Origin of the sequence: Sphingomonas beigongshangi (assembly GCF_016820445.1) — a bacterium.
Lineage (GTDB): Bacteria > Pseudomonadota > Alphaproteobacteria > Sphingomonadales > Sphingomonadaceae > Sphingomonas > Sphingomonas beigongshangi.
Genome location: NZ_JADHDT010000003.1, coordinates 369,380 through 390,451, shown reverse-complemented (window position 1 = coordinate 390,451; position 21,072 = coordinate 369,380). Strand labels below are relative to the sequence as shown.

The window sequence follows — 21,072 nt, the reverse complement described above, 5'->3', positions numbered from 1 at the left end:
GAACTTGTTCGTCGTCTTGCTCGTCATAGCCCCTTCCTCTCAGGAGTTAGAGCCTCCGACAAACCCGGCGCGGTTCAGACAGCACCCTTTTGAGTCAGCCAGTCAGCATTCCGATGGGCGTCCCGTCTGACGGTGCGGCGGAAGATGGCCGCGCGCATTGGGGAGCAGCACGTCATCGTGACGCCGCCGCGCGGATGTGTTGCCGAGATGCCGCATTCCCGGCAAGAACGCCCGACATGACGCGATCGTCATGTTTCCGTTAAGTCACGTACATTCGTGGTGCAGACATAACCTCCCCATTCAAAAGGGGATTTACACGTGCGCCATCTACTCAACGCCACGGCATTGCTCGGCACGCTTGCGATGGTTCCGTCGCTTGCGCATGCCCAGACCACCGCGTCGGATTCGCCCGCGGTCGCGGCGGGGAGCGCAAGCCTGCAGGACCAGCAGGACGCGACAGACGCCGCGAGCAGGGCCGATCGCAGCAACGACATCGTCGTGACCGGCTCTCGCATCGCGAACCCGAACCTCACCTCCGCCAATCCGATCACGACGGTGCAGGGAGAGGATTTTTTCAAGACCGGCCAGGTTTCGATCGGCGATCAGCTCAATCAGCTGCCGCAATTCGCACCGACGTTTAGCCAGTCGAACTCGACGCGGTTCCTCGGTACCGCGGGCCTCAACCTGCTCGACTTGCGCGGCCTCGGCTCGCAGCGGACGCTGGTACTCGTCAACGGCCGCCGCCATGTCGCAGGCGACATCCTGAATTCGGGCACGTCGGTCGACACCAACACCATCCCGACCGACTTGATCGAGCGTGTCGATACCGTCACCGGAGGCGAATCCGCCGTCTACGGTTCCGATGCGATCGCCGGCGTCGTCAACTTCGTGCTGAAGGACCATTATCAGGGCCTCGAGGTGCGCGGGCAGAACGGCATCAGCACCTATGGTGACGGCGGCGCCAGCTTCGCCAGCCTGCTGGCCGGGCGCAACTTCAACGACGGTCGCGGCAATGTTGCGGTCAACGTCGAATATGCGCATCAGGATCAGTATTTTGCGAGCAGCCGTCCCTATCTCGACCAGCAAGCTGCGTTCATCACGGTCAACCCGACCGGCAGCGCCGGCAATCCGGAAAACATCCTCTACAACGACGTGCGCAGCGCGTCGTACAGCGAGACCGGTGTTATCCGCTTTGGTGGCAATGCGCGGTACAATGCCGGCATCGCGCCCAATGGCGTGGCTTACTATGTGCCCTATCAGTTCACGCCGGACGGCAATCTCGTTCCCCTGACCGGGCAGCGCGTCGGATATGGCCCGAACGGCAGCTTCATCGGCGGTAACGGCAGCAATTTCCGCTCGAACGACGAATTCCAGATCCAGCCGAAGCTCGATCGCGTCAACGTCAGCCTGATCGGTCATTACACGTTTGCGGACGCTTTCGAACCGTTCGTCGAGGCGACCTATTCGCATACCTCGGTGTTTGGGGCCGGATCGAACGGCGCTGCCTTCATCAACGGTGGGGTCTTCGGGGATAGTCGCGAAGCCATTCGGCTCGACAACCCCTACCTCACGTCGCAAGCGCTCGCGACGATCACCACCAACCTGCTTGCCGCCAACCCCGCCCGTGTCATTACGGGTGCTACCACGGTCAACGTCCGCGAACAGATGGCTGGTCTGGGTAATCGATCCGAACAGTCGGATCGCGATACGTATCGGATCGTCGGCGGCGTGCGTGGTACGTTCAACGGCGACTGGCGCTATGAACTGTCAGCGAATTACGGCTCGTTCCAGGAAAAGACCGAGGTTCTCGGCAACCTCAACATCCAGCGGTTCCTGCTCGCCAACGACTCCGTCCGCAACGCGAGTGGCCAAATCGTCTGCCGTTCGCAGGTCGATCCCACCGCTGCGGTCGGCTATGCCGGCGTGACGGATCCGAACCAGGCGACGAAGCTTGCACAGGACGTCGCCGCGTGCGTACCGATCAACGTGCTGGGCGGCCAATTCACGCAAGCACAGAAGAACTATGTGCTGCAGAACACGACGTCGGTCGGCAAGATCACGCAATTCGACGTCAGCGGTTTCGTGTCTGGCGACCTGCGCCAGCTGTTCTCGCTCCCCGGCGGCCCGATCGGCTTCTCGGTCGGTGGTGAATATCGCCGCGAGACGAACTATTACAACCAGGATCCGCTCGTCCAGGAAGGCTACACCTTCTACAATGCGATCCCGACCTTCACTGCTCCAGCGCTCCAGGTGAAAGAAGCCTATGGCGAGCTGCGCATTCCGCTGCTCAAGGACATCCCGCTGATCAAGGAGCTGACGATTTCGGGTGCAGCTCGCGTTTCCGACTATAACACCACCGCCGGGACGGTCTGGTCCTACAATGGATCGGCGATCTGGCAACCGGTCAGCGACCTGACCTTGCGTGCCAGCTATGCGCGTGCGGTGCGTGCGCCGAACCTGGGCGAATTGTACACGCCGGCCGGTGCCAATTATGCTCTGATCGCTGATCCGTGCTCGGCCGACAATATCGCCAAGGGCACCAATCCCGCCAATCGGCAGGCGAATTGCGCGGCCGCGGGGCGTCCCACCGGCTATAATTTCCAATATTCGAATTCGCTGCTCTTCTACAGCGGCGGCAACCCGAATCTGAAGGCGGAAACGTCGGATTCCTATACCTATGGCGGTGTGCTGCAGCCCCATTGGATCCCGGGGCTCTCGATCACGGTCGACTATTACAACATCCGTGTCCGCCAGGCGATCGCGTCGGTCGATGCGCAGACTATCGTCAATCAGTGCTACGACCTGCCGACCCTCAGCAATCAGTTCTGCGCGCTGTTCAAGCGTGCTGGATCGGGCGGCGGTCCGCGCGGAGAAGTGCCGTTCCAGATTCTGGAGGGCTCGCTCCTGTCGGCTGGCGTCAACTTCGGCGCCTTGCGCGCCCGCGGTATCGATACGTCGGTCACCTACACCCACCGCCTCGGCGATCTTGGACAGCTTTCGCTTCGCGGCAATTACACGCATGTCATCCAGCGCGATGATTTCACCGACCCGACCCGGCCCGCCTACGTCACCCGCGATCTCGACAATTTGGGTACGCCGTCGGACAGATTCACCGTCAATGCCGACTTCAAGTCCGGGCCGTTCACGCTTGGTTACCGCTTGCGCTGGTTTGCCCGTCAATATGTCGGCGATTACAGCTTCTACAATTCGCTAAACGGCAACGCGCCGACCGATCCCTATTATGCGAATTACAAGTTCTACCCGGTCGTCGCCTATCACGACCTGCGCCTTGGCGTTGATGCAACCAGTAAGTTCAACTTCTATCTGGGCGTCACCAATCTCGGCAATAAGCACCCACCGTTGGATCTGACGGGGCTTGGCGCAGGCAGTGGTCAGTATGATGTTCTCGGCCGCTTCATTTATGCGGGGGTGGTCGCGAAGTTCTGATAATAGCGTGCCAGCGAGCCATTGTGTTTGGCTGGCACGCATTACCGGACGATCCGCGGGGATGGGATCCCTATCCCCGCATTCGGCAGCGTAATCGCGACCGTGGCCTACAATCAGCTTACCGCGATAGATATCGAGGAATCGTCATTTGGCCCCGTCCGACAGGCGATCGAGGATGGGTATCGCAGCCTGGAGTTGCCTGCGCTCCTCGGCGGACAACATGCCGCGGATCGCGTCGGCGATATAAGCGGCGCGGTTCTCCCGCGCGCGCGCGAGTATGCGTTGCCCCTCGGACGTAATGGACACAAGCCTGCTGCGGCGGTCGGCGGGATCGGCGCGCTGTCGCACCGATCCTTCGGCTTCAAGCCCCGCGACCACAAGGCGCATCGTCTGGTGCGTGACGCCGCGTCGGTCGGCCAAAGCTGCGACATTCATCGAGCCGAGCCTCTCGAGAAGATCGAGTGTCTCAGACTGCGCCGACTTCACTGTGCACGTTCGCTGTCGCACGGTTCGGACGAACGCGCTTACGCTTTGCCGTAGAGCCTCGGCCAATTCGGCCGCGTTGTCCGCGGCTTCACCCATGTCACTCATGTGACGGTTCGTCCCGTTGCAGACCTGCGAGCACGATAGGGAGGTTGTTGATGCCCCAGTGTTCGACATAGCGGCCGTCCTCGACCCGCACGATGTCGATGACGTCAATGCGTATGGGCCTTCCGGTAGGTTCCGCACCGAGCAGGGGGCCGTTATGAGACCCCGATATGCTTTTGCGGGTGGTAACCTTATCGCCCTCCGCAATCTGATCGTGGATGGTAACGGTCAGCCCCCCGATTGCGGGGCGCAAAATCCGATCGAAGGTGTTCCACATGCTTTCGCCATCTGAAGGGGCATCAGCGGGCGCGGATCGGTTGATGAACGTCGGCGCCATTAGCGCCTCGAACGCCTCGCGATCGCCCTTCTCGATGACGTCTCGGTTGAAGCGACGAACAACGGATTTCGCATCGTCGGTCGACATAGCCTCTGCTCCATATATATACAGAATAGCTGTATATGATACGCGTGCAGCAAGCTTCAACCCGCGGTCTAAGCGGTTCCGTCGCCGACGCCTGCGAGCGCATCGCGTCAGCCGAACCAAGGCCGTTTCCGGGCGTCAAAGAAGGGCCGACGGACTGCCGGCCTGGATTTGCACGTCATTCGGCTGGCGGCTTGAAGACCTCTTTTATCGCTGAAGGGTCATGGCCAGTCGATTCCCTCCGACGGAAGGCGCCGATCCACCAAGTGCAGCCCCGGGCGAAGCATAAACCACAGTCCTATCCGCGGACATTGCGGAGGCTGATGCGTTGCCAAGCCCGGCTGCCGGTGCTGAAGAGAGGGCATGGTGTCGCCCGCTGGATCGAGACGACGTGTGCAGGGCCGGTCCCACGACGGCTACCAGAAATAACGTCGCACCTGCGGTCAATAGGCTCATTTTGATCATAGCCGAGTGAAGCCTGGCAAAGGTCGGGAGTTGGGCGGTGTCAGCGCGGTGTGCCTCGGTATTGTCTCAAGCAGTATGCTGGTCGCACGTGGACGGCACTGCACTTGGCGACGGATTGTAGATTTGCACGAAGCTGCGATTGTCACGTACGAGGAAGGACGCGGTGTAGTGGATAATTCGTGGCGCCACGAACAGCGTTCCAAACAATGGCTTGTACATGTAATTGATCTCTACGAACATGACGCCGGAATTGGCGGGTGCGGAGACCAGACGGCCTGGGTCGCCTATGCCATTTGGAACGGTGATTCCGGCGTTCGACTGCGTTCCGTCACTACCAGCCGACGGAGTGACCGAGCCGTAGCTCGACTCGTATCCCGCGCCGCTTGGCAGGCCGAGGCAGCGCTGCCAGTGGATGCGCTGGACTGGCTGCGTGTCGTAGCTCTGCTGAATGTTTTCCAGGCTGGAAATCGTGATCCGGCCGCGCGTCGTCAGGGCGATACCCGTGCCTTCGAGCTTGGCGCCGCGAAGCACGTCGTTGGCATCGTTTTCGCGAAAGCTTGTTACCCCGCTCGTGGCTTGCCCCACCCGTGTCGCATGATCGGCGAGGTTGAGCGCATATTGGCTGACGCGGAGGTGGCAGAGGGCAAGGTTGGACAGTTCGACGCCCCAGCCGCCGATCGCCAGGACGATGGGTAGCGAATAGGCGAACTCGGTGAGCGCTACGCCCCGGCCGTCTTCGCGAAGCGTGCGCAATTTGTCCGCCATGTGCGAAGCGATGTCGATCAATGAGGGCATATCTGCGCCGCTGTTTGTACGGTCTGGGTCGCTTAGGGTTGGTTCTTGAGCATCGTGGAGCCTGTCAGCGTGACGGTTCCCGGCAGACCGATTAGGCTCGCGACCGGGAACAGCCGCCGGTAGGTGATCGTCATCGTGTAAACGCTGACGTCGCTCGCCCCACCGCCGCCGCTCATGCCAGGATCGGTATCCCATACGCCGTTGCCGTTGATATCGGTGAAGCAGTCAACCGCTTGATTGTAGACGCCCGTTCCGGCGGTATCGACGAACGGCTCCGGCGCCACGCTCGTGAAGTTCGCGTAGCTTTTGCGGGTCGAGACGTAGGTGGCGTTGTGCGCCACTTTCCAGACCTGCTGCATCACGGCCTGATCGAGTTGCGATGTGTTGGCTGCCTGGATCGTAGAGCTGCGCCCGGCGCGCTGGATCGCCCCGGTGAGGACTGCCTGGATGTAGCCCTGATAGGTCAATTCGCCCAAGCCCATCATCAGGATCAGCATGACCGGGCACACGATAGCGAACTCGATAAGCGTCGCACCGCGCCGATCATCGACGAACTGCCGCATCAGCCCCGTCACTGGCTGATCCTCAACATCGACACGCGCTGGGCGATCGTCTGGAACGCGGCCGTCAGCTGCTGCGTGCTGTACGCCGAGAAGGATTGCCCGGGCGAGGCGCAATATTGCAGGTCGCTGGTGATCGCCGTGCCAAGGGCGACGGTATAGACAGTGATCCCCCGTGCCTTCGCCGCATCGCATTCGGCGCGGAACCGGGCGGCGTGATAGGCGCTGTCCCAGCTGGGCGAGCTTCCCATGTTGGCCGTGCTGCCATCCACGCGCAGATCAAGCGATTCAACCCCATATTGCCCGTAGATCAACGGGTTGGGTGCCATCGAACCATCGGTCATGAACACGATCGAGCGAGAGGGAGCCGGCCGCCCCGGCCAAGCCGTGGTGTCCGAGGCGAACACGCCGTTGGGCGACAGCATGCGCGTTCCCCAGATCATGCCGGTATCGTGATAGGTGCCGCCATAGGGCCTGAAGTCATTGTCGTTGACGTAATCCTGCACCTGCTGCGCCGTCATCGTCCGCAGGCGCTGAGCCCGGAAGGGGCAGGGCGCGTAGCCATATTGGTCGAACGGACTACCCGCCTTCATCGTCACATCGGTATAATATTGCGGGCTGGCTTCGTTGACCTGATCGTCGTTGACGTCGACCGTATTGGGCGACGAGCGCAGCCAGATCGCGTCGGGCCACATCGGTCGCCACATGTCGGATGCCGCGCTAGGGATGAAGTCGGGATTGAGATCGTCCGGCAGGCTGGTGGCGGAGAATGACGAAGCCGCGACGGTGTTCACCTCCTCGATGCAGCCGCGCCACTTGGACTGTGCGCCATCGAGACGGCTCGGATTGGCGACCGCGGCGCCGGCAACATATTGGGACAGCGGCAGCGAATAGGGCTGATATCGCCATACGGCCCGCAGCGGCTGCTGCGTACCGGAGCAGGTGCCGCCGTTCGCGGCGCTCCACGTCAGATTGTAGTAATATTCGGCTTGGTAATAGCTCGTGTTCCAGCTCGGCCCGGTCTTCGAATAGCCGGTCGCCGGATAGCGCTGCGGTACGCAATAGCTTTGCGGGATGCCGGTCAGGCTGACGCTGCTGGTCGCGCCGTAATTATAGTCGCGGTTGACCTGCCGGCTTTGATAGGTCCACGTCGTGCTCTGGAGATATTGCGATGGGATCGAGCCGCCGACGTTGACCGCGGAATTGTAGGGCACGAAACCATAGCGGAAATGGCTCGACGGATCCGCGCTGGACCGCATCGTCGTGTCGAACAGCGTCACGGCCTGACGCAACGATTGCAGCTTCGACAACGTGCTTCCGCTCGGCGCCTTCTCGGGGCTGTAGTAGCCGGTCGTGCCGTCGTCGCGCGTGAACGAGGAGGTGGCGGTGGCGCAGCTGTCTGGATCGCTGGGGTAACAGGACATGGAACCTGTCACGTCGAGCACGAACATGACGTCATTGTCGCCCGTGTCGAAAACCGCCTGGCAGGTGACCGCGATCGTGACCGGCGCCAACCCGAAGAAGCGCAGCAGTGTCATCGGGACCTGCGTGGACGCGGTCCCATTCACCTCGTTCGCGTAATTGGCGTTGCCTTGAACACCCTTGGTCGGCGTGAATGTCGCATTGGTGTTCTGAAACCAGCCCGACCGGAAGTTATTGCTGAAGAATGCATTGGCTGTTTGCGTGGCGGTCGCGTCGAGGGGTGTCGACGGATTGGTATCCGTCATCGCCTTGCGTCCGGCGAGCGCCCCGGCATCGCATGCCTGCTGCAGCCGCGCCTTCACGACATAGAGCCTTGCAGCATCGACGGCCGACCCCGACAGACCGATCAGCGGAATGAGAAACGCCGCCATGATCGCCATTGCATTGCCGCGTCGATCGCGTGCCAGGCGGGAGAGAAAGCATGGAAGGTGGTGCCGAGACGCTTCTTTACGACGGAACATGGTCACCTCACTGCCTTGGCAGCGGGTATGGCAAGCAACGTAAACGACCGGTAAAGTCAAACCAGTTTGGTGCGGCAACGTACTGTGTTTCTTAGCTTTCGGTGCTGCCGACAGTGCGGGACCGGAGCGGGGAGCGGCAAAAGCCGTCAGGTCTGCCTATGGCGTCTTCGCATCGGAATTGCGGCCGCGAAACGCAGCGGAAGACCTGATGCGGATAACGAGGCACCGCGGGCCGATTGCCGGCATGGCTGCCATCGGGATCTCTTCGTTTGCGAATGCGGGGACGATTTGGGTAGGCCGCGATCTTGATCCGGGATTCAATGTCCCGATCGTCGATTTCGGCGAACCGAGCGAGCGGTGCGGCCATGCCGAGCGCCACGACATCCGTATCCAGCACCGCGAAGGTGATGGGTTCGGTGATGCCTGCCGTGGCGGGCAGGACCGGCGTGGCGCCGTTGTTGATGTCCACCGCAATGTCGATCTGCGCGTTGGCGACGGTGCCGTTCGGCTGCACGATCTGATAGGTGAAGCTGTCCACCGGATCGGCCACGGCATAGGCTAGCGTCGTACTTGGCTGGTAGGTGTAATGACCGGCCGCGTCGACGGTCAGGCTGCCGTAGGTGCCCGCGATAGTCAGCGGGGAGTCGGGCACTTCAACGAACGCTCCGCCATGCGCGACCTGCAATGCGAAGAAGGCGCTGCCCGTCGCATCGTTGGCTAGGAGGTCGCCCTGCACCGGCGTGGTGTCGGTCAGCTGGTGCTGGTCGAAATGCGTTACCGTCTGGCCGATGTAGACGCCGGTGTCATATTGGCCGCTCAGCACGTGTGTCGACGAGACGGTGTAGGTGTACGATCCCGACGTCAGGTTGGGCAGCGTCACCGACACGCCGGTCCCGCCGAGCACGGGCAGGCCGGCGACGGCGGTGAGCGTCTGGTTGAGGATCTGGACGCCCTGCGGATTGGTGACGGTGATGGTGTAGCTGGGCAGCAAGCTGATCCCCGTTTGCGCCACGGCGGACAGGGTCACCGTGGAGGCGCTGTTCGCGTCTACGGTGAACGTGTGGGTGACGCTGCCGGTCTGCGGCGTGACGCCGGCCACAGGGGTGGTGAAGACCCGGTCCTGGAACGGGGCGACCGTCTCGACGACGTTCGCGAAGGTCGCGGCGGCGATCGCGGTATCGTGGCTAGCGACCGGTGCCGCAGCGATCTCCGGGCTGCCGATCGCGATCGACAGGTTGGCGCGTTCGACCTCTCCGTCGCTCAGGTCGAGCAGCTGGTAGGTGAAGACGTCGGTCTTGCCGATCGCGGCGGCATTGGCGTCCGCCGCATAGGTGTAGGACCCGTCGCGGTTGATCACCAGCGTGCCCCAGGCACCGTCGACGACGGTTCCGTCCGTCGTTACCGCCGTGGTGACGCCACCGACCGTGACGCTGGCCACGACCGTCTGCGGGCTGACCACGTCGACCGCGCCGCCGGGGCCGGGATCGGTGACGACGTTGCCGACGATCGTCCCGGGCATCGCGATCGCCTGCGTGAAGTCGCTGTCGACGCCGGTAGCGGACAGACCGCCAAGCAAACCGACGCCCGCCGTGCCGTCGAAGGTGACGAAGGCGCGATACTGGCCGGCCGCGAGCGTTTCGTTGGCGATGAGGTTGCCGTCGAGCAGCCGCACGTCCAGCGTCGTGCTGGTGCCGGTGCCGCCCACCGCGACCCAGCGGCCGCCGTCAAACCGCTGCACCACCACCGCATAGCCGGAAAGCGCACCGATGCTCAGCGTCGCGTCATAGGTGAAGGTCGCGTCCAGCGTGTGGCCGGCGGCGACGGTGAATCCGATGCTGGGCACCGCCAGCACCTGCGCGTCCAGATTGAGCGCGCCAAGTGACACCAAGGCGAGATAGGAGGCGCCGCCGAGCGTACGGTCGGCCTGCACCGGCTCCAGCGTAATCGACGCGGTGGCAGCGTTGTCGAACGCGGTGATGTCGAACGGCGCGGTGAGCCCGACCGCACCCGACTGATTGCCGGCGGGATCGCGCTGGTCGACCGTCAGTGCTTCGCCGGCGACCTGCGGCGTCGGCAACGTGATCGCATAGCCGCCACCGGCGCTGACCGGTCCCGTCGCGATGACGGTGCCGGCGGCATCGCGGACCTCGACTGTCGCGCCGGGTTCGCCAGTGCCACTGATGATCGCACCCGCCGTGTCGATTGCGGCGGTCGGCAGCGCCGGCGGCGTGATGTCCGGCGCGAGCGCGGGGACGGCCGGCGAGACGTTGCCCGCCGCATCGGCCTGCGTCACACGCAGCGTCTCGCCGTTCGCCTGCGGCGTGGCGAGCGTCGCGGTGTAGCTGCCGTCGCCCGAGACGACCCCGGTGGCGACGATCGCGCCGCCGGCGTCACGGATCGTGACGGTAGCGCCTGGTTCGCCGGTCCCGCCGATCGTCGTGCCGTCCGCTCCGACAAGGCCGGTGGGTGCGGCAGGGGCGGTGATGTCGGGAGCGGTCGCGACCGTCGTCGGCGAAATGTTGCCCGCTGCATCCGCCTGGGTGACCTGCACCTGCTCACCGTTCGCCTGCGCAGTGGTGAGGACGGCGGTGTAGCTGCCGCCTGCGCCTACCGTCGCGGTGCCAATCGGGGTGCCGGCGGGATCGCGGATGGTCACGGTCGCCCCTGGCTCACCGGTGCCGATAACCACGGTGCCCGTGCTGTCGACCGTCGCGGTCGGCGCGGCGGGGGCGGTGAGGTCGGGGGCGGTCGCGGCGGCGGCTGGAGAGACGTTCGCCGCGGCATCTGCCTGCGTGATCGTCAGCGCCTCGCCATTGACCTGCGCGGTGGTCAACGCCGCGGCGTAGCTGCCGTCCGCCGCGACGACCACGGTGCCGATCGCGGCGCCGGTGGCGTCGCGAACGGTGACGGTGGCGCCCGGTTCGCCGGTGCCGGTCACCGCCAAGCCATCCGCCGCGACGATTGCAGCGGGGGCGGCAGGCGCGGTGAAGTCCGGCGCGACGATGGGGGCGGCAGGCGAGATGTTGCCCGCCGCATCCGCCTGCGTCACGCTCAGCGCCTCGCCGTTGGTACGTGGCGCGTCGAGCACCGCGGCATAAGCGCCGTTCGCATTGATCACCGCCGTGGCGATCACCACGCCGCCCGCATCGGTGACACGTACGGTCGCGCCGGCTTCGCCGGTGCCGGTGACGATCTGGCCGCCCGTATCGATCGCCGCGGTGGGTGCGGCGGGTGCGGTAAGGTCGGGCGCGATCGCGATCGCCGGGGGCGAGACGTCCCCTTCCGCATCCGCCTGCGTCACGCGCACGGTCTCGCCGTTGAGCTGCGCCGGCGCGAGCGGTGCGGCATATGTACCGTTCGCATCGACGATGGCGGTCCCGATCACAACGCCGCCCGGACCGCGCACCGTGATCGTCGCGCCCGCCTGGCCGGTGCCCGATACGATGGTGCCGGTCGCGTCCACGACCGCGGTGGGCGCCGGAGGTGAATCGTTGAGCACCAGATCGGGGGCGAGCGCCGTCCCTGTCGGCGAGACGTTGCCGGCGGCATCCGCCTGGGTGAGTGTCAGCAGTTCGCCATTGACCTGCGCCGGGACGAGCGGCGCGGTGAACTGGCCCGCGGCATCGATCGTCACCGTGGCGATGACGACCCCGGTCGGATCGGTAATCGTCACGGTCGCGCCCGCCTCGCCGGTGCCTGACAACTGCGTGCCGTCGCCGCTTACCGTGCCGACCGGAGCGGCCGGTGCAGTCAGATCGGGCGCGGTGAGCGGCGTCGCAGGCGACGGATTGCCGGCGGCATCCGCCTGCGTCACGCTCAGAGCCTGACTGTCGATCTGCGGCGTGGTCAGGCGCACGGTGTAGGCGCCGCGGGCGTCGGCGGTCGCGGTGCCGATCGTCGCGCCGCCGGCGTCGCGCACGGTAATCGTCGCGCCTGACTCCCCGCTGCCGATGACAACGGCGCCGGTCGCGTCGAGCGCGGCGACGGGGGCCGCGGGCGGGGTGATGTCGGGCGCCGCGGCGGTCGTGGGTGGGGAGACGTTGCCCGCCGCATCCGACTGCGTCGCGATGACGGTGCCGCCGTTTGCCTGTGCCGGCGTCAGCTGCACGGTGAACTGCCCGTCCGCCCCGATGGTGGCGCTGCCGAGCGACGTGCCTGCGGCGTCGGTAACGGTGAGCGTCGCACCAGGTTCGCCCGTACCCGCGGCGCTGGCGCCATCAGCGCCGACCGATAGGCTGGGCGCAGCGGGAGCGGTGAGATCCGGCGCGACCGCGCTGGCAGGCGGGGAGGCGTTGCCCGCCGCGTCGGCCTGCACCACGCTCACCGTCTCGCCGTTGACCAGCGGCGTGGCAAGCGGCGCGGCGTAGGTGCCGTTGATCGTCACCGTCGCGGTGCCGATCGGCGCGCCGGTCACGTCACGGATGACGACGCTGGCGCCGGGCTCGCCGGTTCCCATCACGACGGCGCCGCTCGCGTCGATCATCGCGGTGGGGACCGCGGGCGCGGTGAGGTCGGGCGCAGTGATAGCGACACCGGGCGAGCCGTTGCCGGCCGGGTCGGTTTGCACCACAGCGAGCAGCTGGCTGTCGATCTGCGCGGGGGACAGCGGGGCCGCATAGCTGCCGTCGGCTGCGACGGTTGCGCTGCCGATCACCGTCCCGGCCGCGTCGCGCACGGTGACGGTGGCGCCCGGCTCGCCGGTGCCGGTCACCTGCGTGCCCTCGGCAGTGATGGTGGCGAGTGGCGCAGCGGGGGCGGTAAGGTCTGGCGCGACGGCAGTGGATGGCGTGGAAACGTTGCCCGCGGCGTCGCTCTGCCGCACCTCGACCGTTTCGCCGTCGCGCTGTGCCGGCATCAGTACGGCGGTGTAGCGGCCGTCCGTGCCGACCGTCGCCGTCGCGACCGTCGCGCCGGCGGGCGTGGTGACCGAGATGCTCGCACCCGGTTCGCCGGTGCCGCTGATGGTGATACCGTCCGCGGCGATCGTCGCGACCGGCGCCGCGGGTGCGGTCAGGTCGGGGGCGGTGACCGCCACCGCGGGTGAGGCGTTGCCGGCGGGGTCGACCTGGCTGACGATGAGCGACTGGCTGTCGATCTGCGGCTTGGACAGCGTGACGGCATAGCTGCCATCGGCGGCGACGGTCGCGCTGCCGATCGCCGTCCCGGCGACGTCGCGTACGGTGACGGTCGCGCCGGCCTCGCCGCTGCCGGTCACCTGCGTACCATCGATCGAGATGGTGGCGACCGGCGCAGCGGGTGCGGTCAGGTCGGGCGCGACGGCCGTCGATGGTGCCGAGCTGTTGCCGGTCGGGTCGACTTGGCGAACCTCGATGGTTTCGCCGTTGCGCTGCGGCTGGGTGAGGACGGCGGTATAGCTGCCGTCGGTCCCGACCGTGCCCGTGCCGATGGTGGCGCCAGCCGGGGTCGTGACCGTCACGCTGGCGCCCGGTTCGCCGGTGCCGCTGACCGTGGTGCCGTCGGCCGATACGGTCGCGACGGGCGCGGCGGGGGCGGTGATGTCGGGCGCCGCCACCGTCACCGGCGTCGACACATTGCCCGCCGGATCGGCCTGCACGACGGTGACCGTGCCCCCGTTCGCCTGCGCCGGCGACAGGGGCAGCGTGATGCTGCCATCCGCACCCACCGAGCCGGTACCGAGCACCTTGCCATCGGGGCTGCGCGCGGTGACCGTCGCACCGGGCTCGCCGCGGCCGGTCACGACGCTGCCGTCCGGTGCGATCGTCACGACAGGCGCGGCCGGGGCGACCAGATCGGACGTCGGCAGCGCGGTTGCGGGCGACACGTTGCCAGACGCATCCGCCTGCGTCACCGACAACGTGCTGCCCGCGACCTGAGGCGAGGCGAGGGTCACCGCATAGCTGCCGTTCGTGCCCACCACCGCGGTGCCGAGCACCGTTCCCGCGGCATCGACGACGCGAACGGTCGCGCCCGCCTCGCCCGTCCCGGTGATCACGATCCCGGCGGCGTCGATCGCCGCCGTCGGGGCTGCCGGGGCCGTCAGATCGGGTGCCACTGCGGTTGCGGGTGGCGAGACGTTGCCGGCGGCGTCCGCCTGCGTGACGGAGACGGCCTCGCCATTGGTGCGAGGCTGGTCGAGCGTGACGCTATAGCTGCCGTTCGCGCCGACCGTGCCCGTGCCGATCAGCGCGCCGGCGGCATTGCGGACCTGGATCGCCGCGCCTGCTTCGCCGGTGCCGGAGACGCTGGTGCCATCGCGCGTGAAGGTCGCGGTCGGTCGATCCGGCGGGGTGGCATCGACCACGCCGCCCGACGCACCGACCTCGCGCGTCCCGCCGCCGCCGCCCGCCACCGCGGCGGCAAGGCCGCCGGCGCCGGCAAGGCCGAGCACCGCGGGCAGCACGAAGGAACCGCCGCCGCCGCGGTCGCCCGACGCCGCGACGGCGGTCAGATCATGCACATCGTGCACAAGCGAAAAGCGCGCCGCCCCCGTTTCGGTGGGATGCGCGAGCCAGCGACTGCCGTCGCCGTCGCGAAGCACCAGATCGTTGGGAGTCGCTTGCGCTTGCCGGTAGAAATCGCCGATGTGGATACGTTCGCCGTCGGCGAGCACCAGGATCAGATCGTTGCCCTCTCGCTCGAACGCCGCGATGTCGGTCCGCGCCAGGTCGACCCGGACGATACTGGTCGTCGTCAGGCTGACGACGCTGCCATCGAGCGTATTTGTCCGGCCCGTTGCCTTGTTGACGATCTCGATCTTCATGGCTCGTGTCTCCCCATGCACACTATATGCTCGTGCCAAGCGCGCGATATCCATGTATCCGGTCCGGCCTAGCTGGGCCCTCAGCGGCTACTATCCCGAAGTCGGAAAATCACACGGGCGATCGTCGGCTCCGATACTTCCGAATTCGGAGTCAATTGTGCGTGTGCCGTCGGGATGTTCTCGGTTAGCTAAGCCCCGAGGCGCAGAAAGGGCGAAAAGAATGGCGAATATCGAATATCTGTTTCGACGCTTGCGCTCGGAACGTCGGCTGGCGCGGCGCGCGAGAACGACGGAGGCGAGCATCGCACATCGTCAACTGGCGGCCCTATATGCCGACCAGATCGCGGCACTGGGCGGCGGAGACGGAAACACGTTCTGGTTCGGCCGACGCTGGTGGCTATCGTGCTTTCGCCGCTGACGCGCGACCACCGATAGCGCGAGCCGTGGATACGGCGGCTCGCTGACTAAATAGCGGCTTCAGCGGATCGCCGATGAGGCCGCTGACCATGGCCGCCTGGATGCGAGTGGCAGGCCAGAGTTTCGACAACGGCCCGACAATCCGGTCGCGCATGAACGGGAGCGTTCGGCTGTCGGACTGGTAGACGGGGGTGAACAGCGCGGTCAGCGCCTGATACAGATGGACGTGCCGCCGGCGCATCGCGATCGCCGAGCTGAGCGCGGTTGCGACATCCGGCGATCGCCGCAAGGCCAGCGCCAGGGCATAGGCGTCGAGCAGCGCCATGTTCGCGCCCTGGCCCAATTGCGGACTGGTCGAATGCCAGGCGTCCCCGATGTGGATCATGCCCGTTTCCGCGGGGGTCGATAGCGTGCGATGCGCATAACGGGCAAAGGTAAGGTGATCGGCCGATCGGATCTGGTCGAGCAATCCTCGCGCTGCCGGCCATAGGGTGGACACCTCGGCCTTCCAGGCATCCAGGCCTGCCGCCTGCCACGCGGCCAGACGATCCGCGCGCAACGACCAGAACAGCGCGGCCTGTTGGCGCGGGGCGCCGGGAAACCGCCCGATGGGCAGGACGCCGACCATCACGCTCGCCCGCCGGTAGCGCTGTTCGAGTGCGGCGGGGTCGAAACTGACATCTGTGGGCCAGTCCAACGTGCCCCAGAGCGCACCATAGGCCAGTGTGCGACCGCAGGGCGGCGCCAGCGGCGTCCGCGTGCCCAGCGCGTCGACGATCAGATCGAACGGCCCGATGCGGCGACCGCCCTGCAGCAGCAGCGACCGGCGGTCGTCTGCTGCCGCTTCGCTTCCTATTACCGCGCAGCCGTTCTCAATCGCGATCCGCTCGGCTGCGACGGCTTCGTGCAGCATCGCGAACAGGGTCGCGCGGTGGACGCCGATGCCAAACCCTGCGTCTTTGCCGAGCGCGGCATAGCGGACATTGAGTACGACCCGGCCGCTGCTTCCTGCCTCGCCGTGGAGGCGATCGATGCGCGCACCGTGGTCGCGCAGGGTGTCGGCCAGCCCGAGCTCGCGCAGGACGGCGAAGCCGGTCGGCTGGATCATCAGTCCCGACCCCACCGGGCGCGGCGCATCGAACCGCTCGAACAGCGTGACATGGTGACCGTCGCGGTGCAGCAGCAGCGCCGTGGCGAGGCCCGCCGGGCCACAACCGGCTATGGCAATGTGAAGGCGCTGCATCGCGCCACCCTAACCAAGGTCTGGCGTGGCGGCATCCTCTTTGATGTCGGTGAGGGCCACAGCCCGCTCGATACCGATCGCGTTCAGGAAGCGGGCGTCGTGGCTGATCACGTGCAGCGCTCCGTTTCCCGCGCTCCCGCCGTCTGCGACAGAGACAAATGACACGTTCGAGAGGCGGGAAGCGGCGTCTGGACGCCGCCTTCGCATGCGAGCGATCGGATTTCATGCGTCGGCCGCTAGCGCTTGGCGGCCGTGAGGTTACGCTGAACCGATGGATCTGGTCTTCGGATGGCGCACGGCAGTTCTCGCGGTAGCGGCGGCGATCCTGCTGCCGCTGGCGGCGGGGCTTTGGATCTCTCTGCGCAACCGGCCGGCATCGCGCACGCTCGCGGCACTCCTGGTCGTCATGACGGGCGTCTTCGTCCCTTGGCTGATCGGGTTCGCCGGCTTCTACGATCGGTGGTGGTGGCTAACCTACGCACCCTTCTCCAACGCGCTCCTCGTACCGCCGCTGCTCTACCTACATGCATTCGCTTTGGTGTACGGTCGCTGGCCAGCTTTGGCCTGGCGGCATCTGCTCCCCGGCGCGGTCCAGTTCACTTACCAAACCGCCGCTTTCCTGCTGCCGACGCCGCTAAAGCACCTTTGGGCGGACCTCGCCTTCACAGCCGGGGACATGATCGCCGCGCTGCTGCTGGCGATCAGCTTCGTCGTCTACGGCGTCTGGATCATTCGCCTGCTCCGCCGTTACCGCCTCGCCCTGTCGCAGGAGCGTAGCGACGACGCGCGGTTCGCGACCGCCTGGCTGACGCATGCCGCCACCGCCTATCCGCTGTTGGCGATCGTCTGGGCGGGCTGGTTGCTCGTCGATGCGGCGATACCGCTCGGCTATACCGGGTTGATGCCGCTCTACGCGGCCGTCGCGGGGTTCGCGCTGTATCTCGGCATCGCCGGCTGGCGCTTCCTTGTGCTGCCGTTCCCGACGCTCGACGCGCTGCGGATACCCGAGATATCGTCGCTCCCGGGGCGGGACTGGCAGGCACAGGGGCTGGAATGGGCGAGGCGCACGCGGGAGGCGGGCTGGCACCGCGACGACGAGCTGACGTTGCGCCGCTTGGCCGCCTTGCTGGCAACCAATGAGAGCTATCTGTCGCGCGCACTCAACGAGGGGTTGGGCACTGGATTTTCCGCATTCGTCAACGGCCTGAGATGTGAGGATGTCGCGGCCGCGCTGGCGGCAGACGATCCGCGCCCGCTGCTCGTGATCGCGCTCGACGCCGGGTTCGCGTCAAAGGCCAGCTTCAACCGCGCCTTTCAGCGACGCTACGGTCGATCGCCGAGTGCCTATCGGGCGTCTCACAAGTCGTAGATTGCGGGCGATCCGCGATATTGAGGCGACCGCCTCATCCCGGGCGACCATGATGGCTCGTCACGTCATTCGCAGGAGTCGTCATGATCGTCTCGTCAATGTCGCGCCGGGCAGTTCTCGGCAGCTTCAGTGCCGCAATCGCCCCCCATGCGCTGTTTGCTCGGACGATGCCTGGCGCGCCGCTTCTTCAGCCAACCGACATGCGTGCGGACGTCGCGCTGTTGCGGCGGGCCTATGGCGCGCTCCACCCGGGTCTGCTGCGGTACAATTCCGCGACGAAGATGGAGCGGCGCTTCGATGCGTTAGAAGCGGCGCTCGCCGCGCCGATGTCGCTGCGCACCTTCTACCTGACGCTATCGCGCGCGCTCGCGACGGTGCGCTGCGGCCACACCTATGCCAACTTCTACAACCAGCGAAGCGAGGTGGCAGCCGCTTTGTTCGAAGCGCCCGACCGGCTGCCGTTCGACTTCCTCTGGCTTGGCGACGCGATGATCGTCACCGCCGATCCATTCGCGATCGGGATCAAGCCGGGCAGCCGCATCGTCGCGATCGACGGGCGGCAGGCGAGCGCGGTGCTGGCCGCGCTGCTCCCATTCGCTCGAGCGGACGGTCATAACGACGCCAAGCGCCGGCGGCTTCTCTCCGTTCAGGGCGACGATCGGTACGAGACGTTCGACATCTTCTTTTCGCTGCTGTTCGGACGCGAACGCTATCGACTGGTGGTCGATGATCCGGACGGCCGGCGGCGCACCACGACGGTAGCGGCGGTAACACTTGCGAAGCGCCGTGCCAGTGCGCACGCTGGCGTCGACGTGAGGGGCGACAAGCCGGTTTGGACGATCGAGCGACGCGGCGATGCCGCGCTGCTGTCGATGCCCAACTGGGGACTCTACGACAGCCAATGGGACTGGCGGGGCTGGCTCAATCAGGCGATCGATCGGCTGGTCATTGAACGGGTGCCGCGTCTGGTCGTCGACCTGCGCGCGAACGAGGGCGGGCTCGACTGCGGCAATGCGCTGGCGGAGCGGCTGGTGATGCGCCCGACGGCGTTCGAGGAGGTCCAGCGGCTGGTTCGCTACCGCACCGTGCCGGAGGACCTGAAGCCCGTACTCGACACATGGGACCGCAGCTTCGATCACCTCGGCGAGAATTCGACCCGCATCGACGACCGCTTCTATCGACTCGATGCGACGGGTGACCGGGTGGATCCGATCAGTCCGCGCGGAACGCGCTATGAGGGCGATGTCCGCATCTTGATCGGGCCGCAAAACAGCTCGGCGACCTTCCAGTTCGCCGACTTCGTCCGGCGAAACCGGCTTGCGACGCTGATCGGCGAGCCGACCGGCGGCAACCGGCGTGGGATCAACGGCGGATGCTTCTACTTCCTGCGCTTGCCGGCAACCGGATTGGAGGCAGACCTTCCGTTGATAGGACGGTTCCCGACGACGCCACAACCCGATCGAGGCGTAGTGCCGGACATGCCGCTACCGCTCTCGCGCGCCGACCTCATCTCGGGAACCGATCGACAGTTGCGGTTCGCGCTGGCGTGAGGCTGGCGACGAACCGCGCCCGCCTCTGTTACGAATGAACAAGCGGACGTTGGGGCCAATGACCAGCGGTGAGCGAGCGACGATCGGTCATCGGGGCAAAAGGGGTCGGCTGCATTGTCAGGCACGTCCGACAGACCGTTGATCGGCATTGCGATATGTCGGCGCGACTATCCCCGCCTCCGGTGCGTCCGCTCTTTCGCGCTCGGCGTCGTAACGCCCGAAAAGACGATGTCCGCCCGGACGATCCCGGCCCGGAGCGTACGCCGCAGTTCGCCCTGCCGGAGACGATGTCGACGCGAAAGCTGCGGCCGGCGCCCCCTCGGCGCGGGGGACGCCTTTGCGACGATCGAAGACCGTCGCGGGCCGGAACCGTGCGGGTCAGTGTCCGAAGCCGTCTTCGCCCTGTCCGCGACGCCGGAGGCGTGCACGGTGAACGACATCGGCGGTATGGCCGTGCCCGCGTCGCTCGGCGCGCAGCAACTGGCCGACGCGCTTGCCGTGGATCATCAATGGCAGACCGAGGAGCGCGAGCGGGAAGAAGATGATCATCGCAAACGATCCGTCGAGCGCCAGGCACATCGCGCACGATGCCGACAGCAGCAGGAAACCGCCTGCCTTCCATTGGAGGTCGCGCCGGGTCATGCCGCCAGCACCTTCGTGCCGCGCGGGCGGCGCCCATCGATGATCCGGTCGCTCGCCGCGGCGAGGCTCGCGCGTAGCCCGGGATGATCGTCGCCGGGGCGGTCGCCATGCCACAGCACGATATCGGCGGGGGCATCCGCTTCGACCGCCATCGCCTCGATCACGTCGGCGACCTCGAACGAAAGTCCGATTGCCGGATCGCGGAGGCGGGCGGCAGCCGCGCGGGCGCGACCGATCAGCATCGGCGAGCCGTCGATGCCGCGCCCTTCGATGGCGGTGAAGCCCATCTCGCGGGCATAACGCACCGCCGCGATCAGCATCGTGCCGCAGGCGCAATCGGCATCGACGATGCGCACGGCGCAGCGATGCCGCAAGCGAATCCGTTTCAGCGCCGCGCAGATGTCGGCCCAGCGGGGATCTTCGGTCGCCCTGCGGCTTCCCGGCATTGTCGAGCGGCACGGCGCCGCGCGGGCCGAAGTGTGACGCTTGACCGCGGTGATCTTCGAATTGCTAGCCATCGCAGGGCCTTCAGGCGGCAAGGGGGAGTGCGCGGTTGGCGCCGCGCTCTGGGACGAAGGCGATGGGTGGCACCAGCGTCAGTGTCACGATCTCAAGGCGCGCGTCATAGGTCCGACGCGCCGCTTCGACGAAACACCGCGCCGCGCCGCGCGACGCGAAATGGCCTTTCCACCGTTCGACGCTATCCTGCTCCAGCCAGCGACCCGAACTGTCCCGGCCGACGTCCAGGACCGCGCCGCGGCCGTCGGGCTCCGCCAAGGGTTTGGATGACATATCGCCTTCGAAACCTTCCATGATCGAGCGTCCAGCGCCCGCTCAGCCGAGGTACCGGCGGTGGCATAGTGCTTCGAGATCGATTCCCGGAAAGCGCA

The 21,072-nt window shown here is 66.2% G+C and carries 13 protein-coding genes; 3 read left to right on the top strand and 10 right to left on the bottom strand.

Annotation, left to right across the window (positions count from 1 at the left end; genetic code table 11):
* Positions 1–363: 363 nt before the first annotated feature.
* Positions 364–3,447: a TonB-dependent receptor domain-containing protein gene (locus IQ292_RS07685; protein WP_203309741.1), complete on the top strand. Its 3,084-nt coding sequence runs from the start codon at positions 364–366 to the stop codon at positions 3,445–3,447.
* Positions 3,448–3,591: 144 nt separating this feature from the next.
* Here the strand turns inward: IQ292_RS07685 and IQ292_RS07680 are convergent, their stop codons facing one another.
* The 7 genes from IQ292_RS07680 to IQ292_RS07650 form a co-directional block, all read right to left on the bottom strand.
* Positions 3,592–4,038 carry a MarR family winged helix-turn-helix transcriptional regulator gene (locus IQ292_RS07680; protein WP_203309696.1) on the bottom strand — a complete coding sequence of 149 codons (447 nt, stop codon included), beginning with the start codon at positions 4,036–4,038 and terminating at the stop codon, positions 3,592–3,594.
* Positions 4,031–4,459, bottom strand: a complete 429-nt coding sequence (locus IQ292_RS07675) for an ester cyclase (RefSeq protein WP_203309695.1) — start codon at positions 4,457–4,459, stop codon at positions 4,031–4,033. The genes IQ292_RS07680 and IQ292_RS07675 overlap by 8 nt, the downstream gene beginning before the upstream one ends.
* Before the next feature lie 528 nt (positions 4,460–4,987).
* Positions 4,988–5,707 (bottom strand): TadE/TadG family type IV pilus assembly protein, encoded by a 720-nt coding sequence (locus tag IQ292_RS07670; protein ID WP_238940888.1) that lies wholly within the window; start codon positions 5,705–5,707, stop codon positions 4,988–4,990.
* Positions 5,708–5,748: 41 nt separating this feature from the next.
* On the bottom strand, positions 5,749–6,291 hold the full coding sequence (locus IQ292_RS07665) for a TadE/TadG family type IV pilus assembly protein (RefSeq protein WP_338057606.1): 543 nt from the start codon (positions 6,289–6,291) through the stop codon (positions 5,749–5,751).
* Positions 6,288–8,219, bottom strand: a complete 1,932-nt coding sequence (locus tag IQ292_RS07660) for a TadE/TadG family type IV pilus assembly protein (RefSeq protein WP_203309694.1) — start codon at positions 8,217–8,219, stop codon at positions 6,288–6,290. The genes IQ292_RS07665 and IQ292_RS07660 overlap by 4 nt, the downstream gene beginning before the upstream one ends.
* 91 nt (positions 8,220–8,310) lie before the next feature.
* A complete protein-coding gene (locus tag IQ292_RS07655) occupies positions 8,311–14,961 on the bottom strand; it encodes a BapA/Bap/LapF family large adhesin (protein WP_203309693.1) in 6,651 nt (2,216 codons plus the stop codon).
* A gap of 397 nt (positions 14,962–15,358) precedes the next feature.
* The gene (locus IQ292_RS07650; RefSeq protein WP_203309692.1) at positions 15,359–16,621 is read right to left on the bottom strand and encodes an FAD-dependent oxidoreductase; all 1,263 of its coding nucleotides are present in this window, start codon (positions 16,619–16,621) and stop codon (positions 15,359–15,361) included.
* Positions 16,622–16,892: 271 nt separating this feature from the next.
* Here IQ292_RS07650 and IQ292_RS07645 point away from each other — a divergent pair, with 271 nt between their 5' ends.
* Together IQ292_RS07645 and IQ292_RS07640 are read left to right on the top strand one after the other, a co-directional pair.
* Positions 16,893–17,990, top strand: a complete 1,098-nt coding sequence (locus IQ292_RS07645; protein WP_203309691.1) for a helix-turn-helix domain-containing protein — start codon at positions 16,893–16,895, stop codon at positions 17,988–17,990.
* Positions 17,991–18,190: 200 nt separating this feature from the next.
* Entirely contained in the window at positions 18,191–19,540 is a 1,350-nt protein-coding gene (locus tag IQ292_RS07640; protein ID WP_203309690.1) for a S41 family peptidase, read from the top strand.
* A 378-nt stretch (positions 19,541–19,918) separates the two neighbouring features.
* On the opposite strand, the gene IQ292_RS07635 is transcribed toward IQ292_RS07640, so the two are convergent.
* Genes IQ292_RS07635 through IQ292_RS07625 form a run of 3 tightly spaced genes read right to left on the bottom strand, consistent with a single transcriptional unit; the run spans position 19,919 to position 20,974 of the window.
* Positions 19,919–20,182 (bottom strand): hypothetical protein, encoded by a 264-nt coding sequence (locus tag IQ292_RS07635; RefSeq protein WP_203309689.1) that lies wholly within the window; start codon positions 20,180–20,182, stop codon positions 19,919–19,921.
* Positions 20,179–20,700 (bottom strand): SAM-dependent methyltransferase, encoded by a 522-nt coding sequence (locus IQ292_RS07630; protein WP_238940886.1) that lies wholly within the window; start codon positions 20,698–20,700, stop codon positions 20,179–20,181. The genes IQ292_RS07635 and IQ292_RS07630 overlap by 4 nt, the downstream gene beginning before the upstream one ends.
* A gap of 10 nt (positions 20,701–20,710) precedes the next feature.
* Entirely contained in the window at positions 20,711–20,974 is a 264-nt protein-coding gene (locus IQ292_RS07625; RefSeq protein ID WP_203309688.1) for a hypothetical protein, read from the bottom strand.
* Positions 20,975–21,072: the final 98 nt, after the last annotated feature.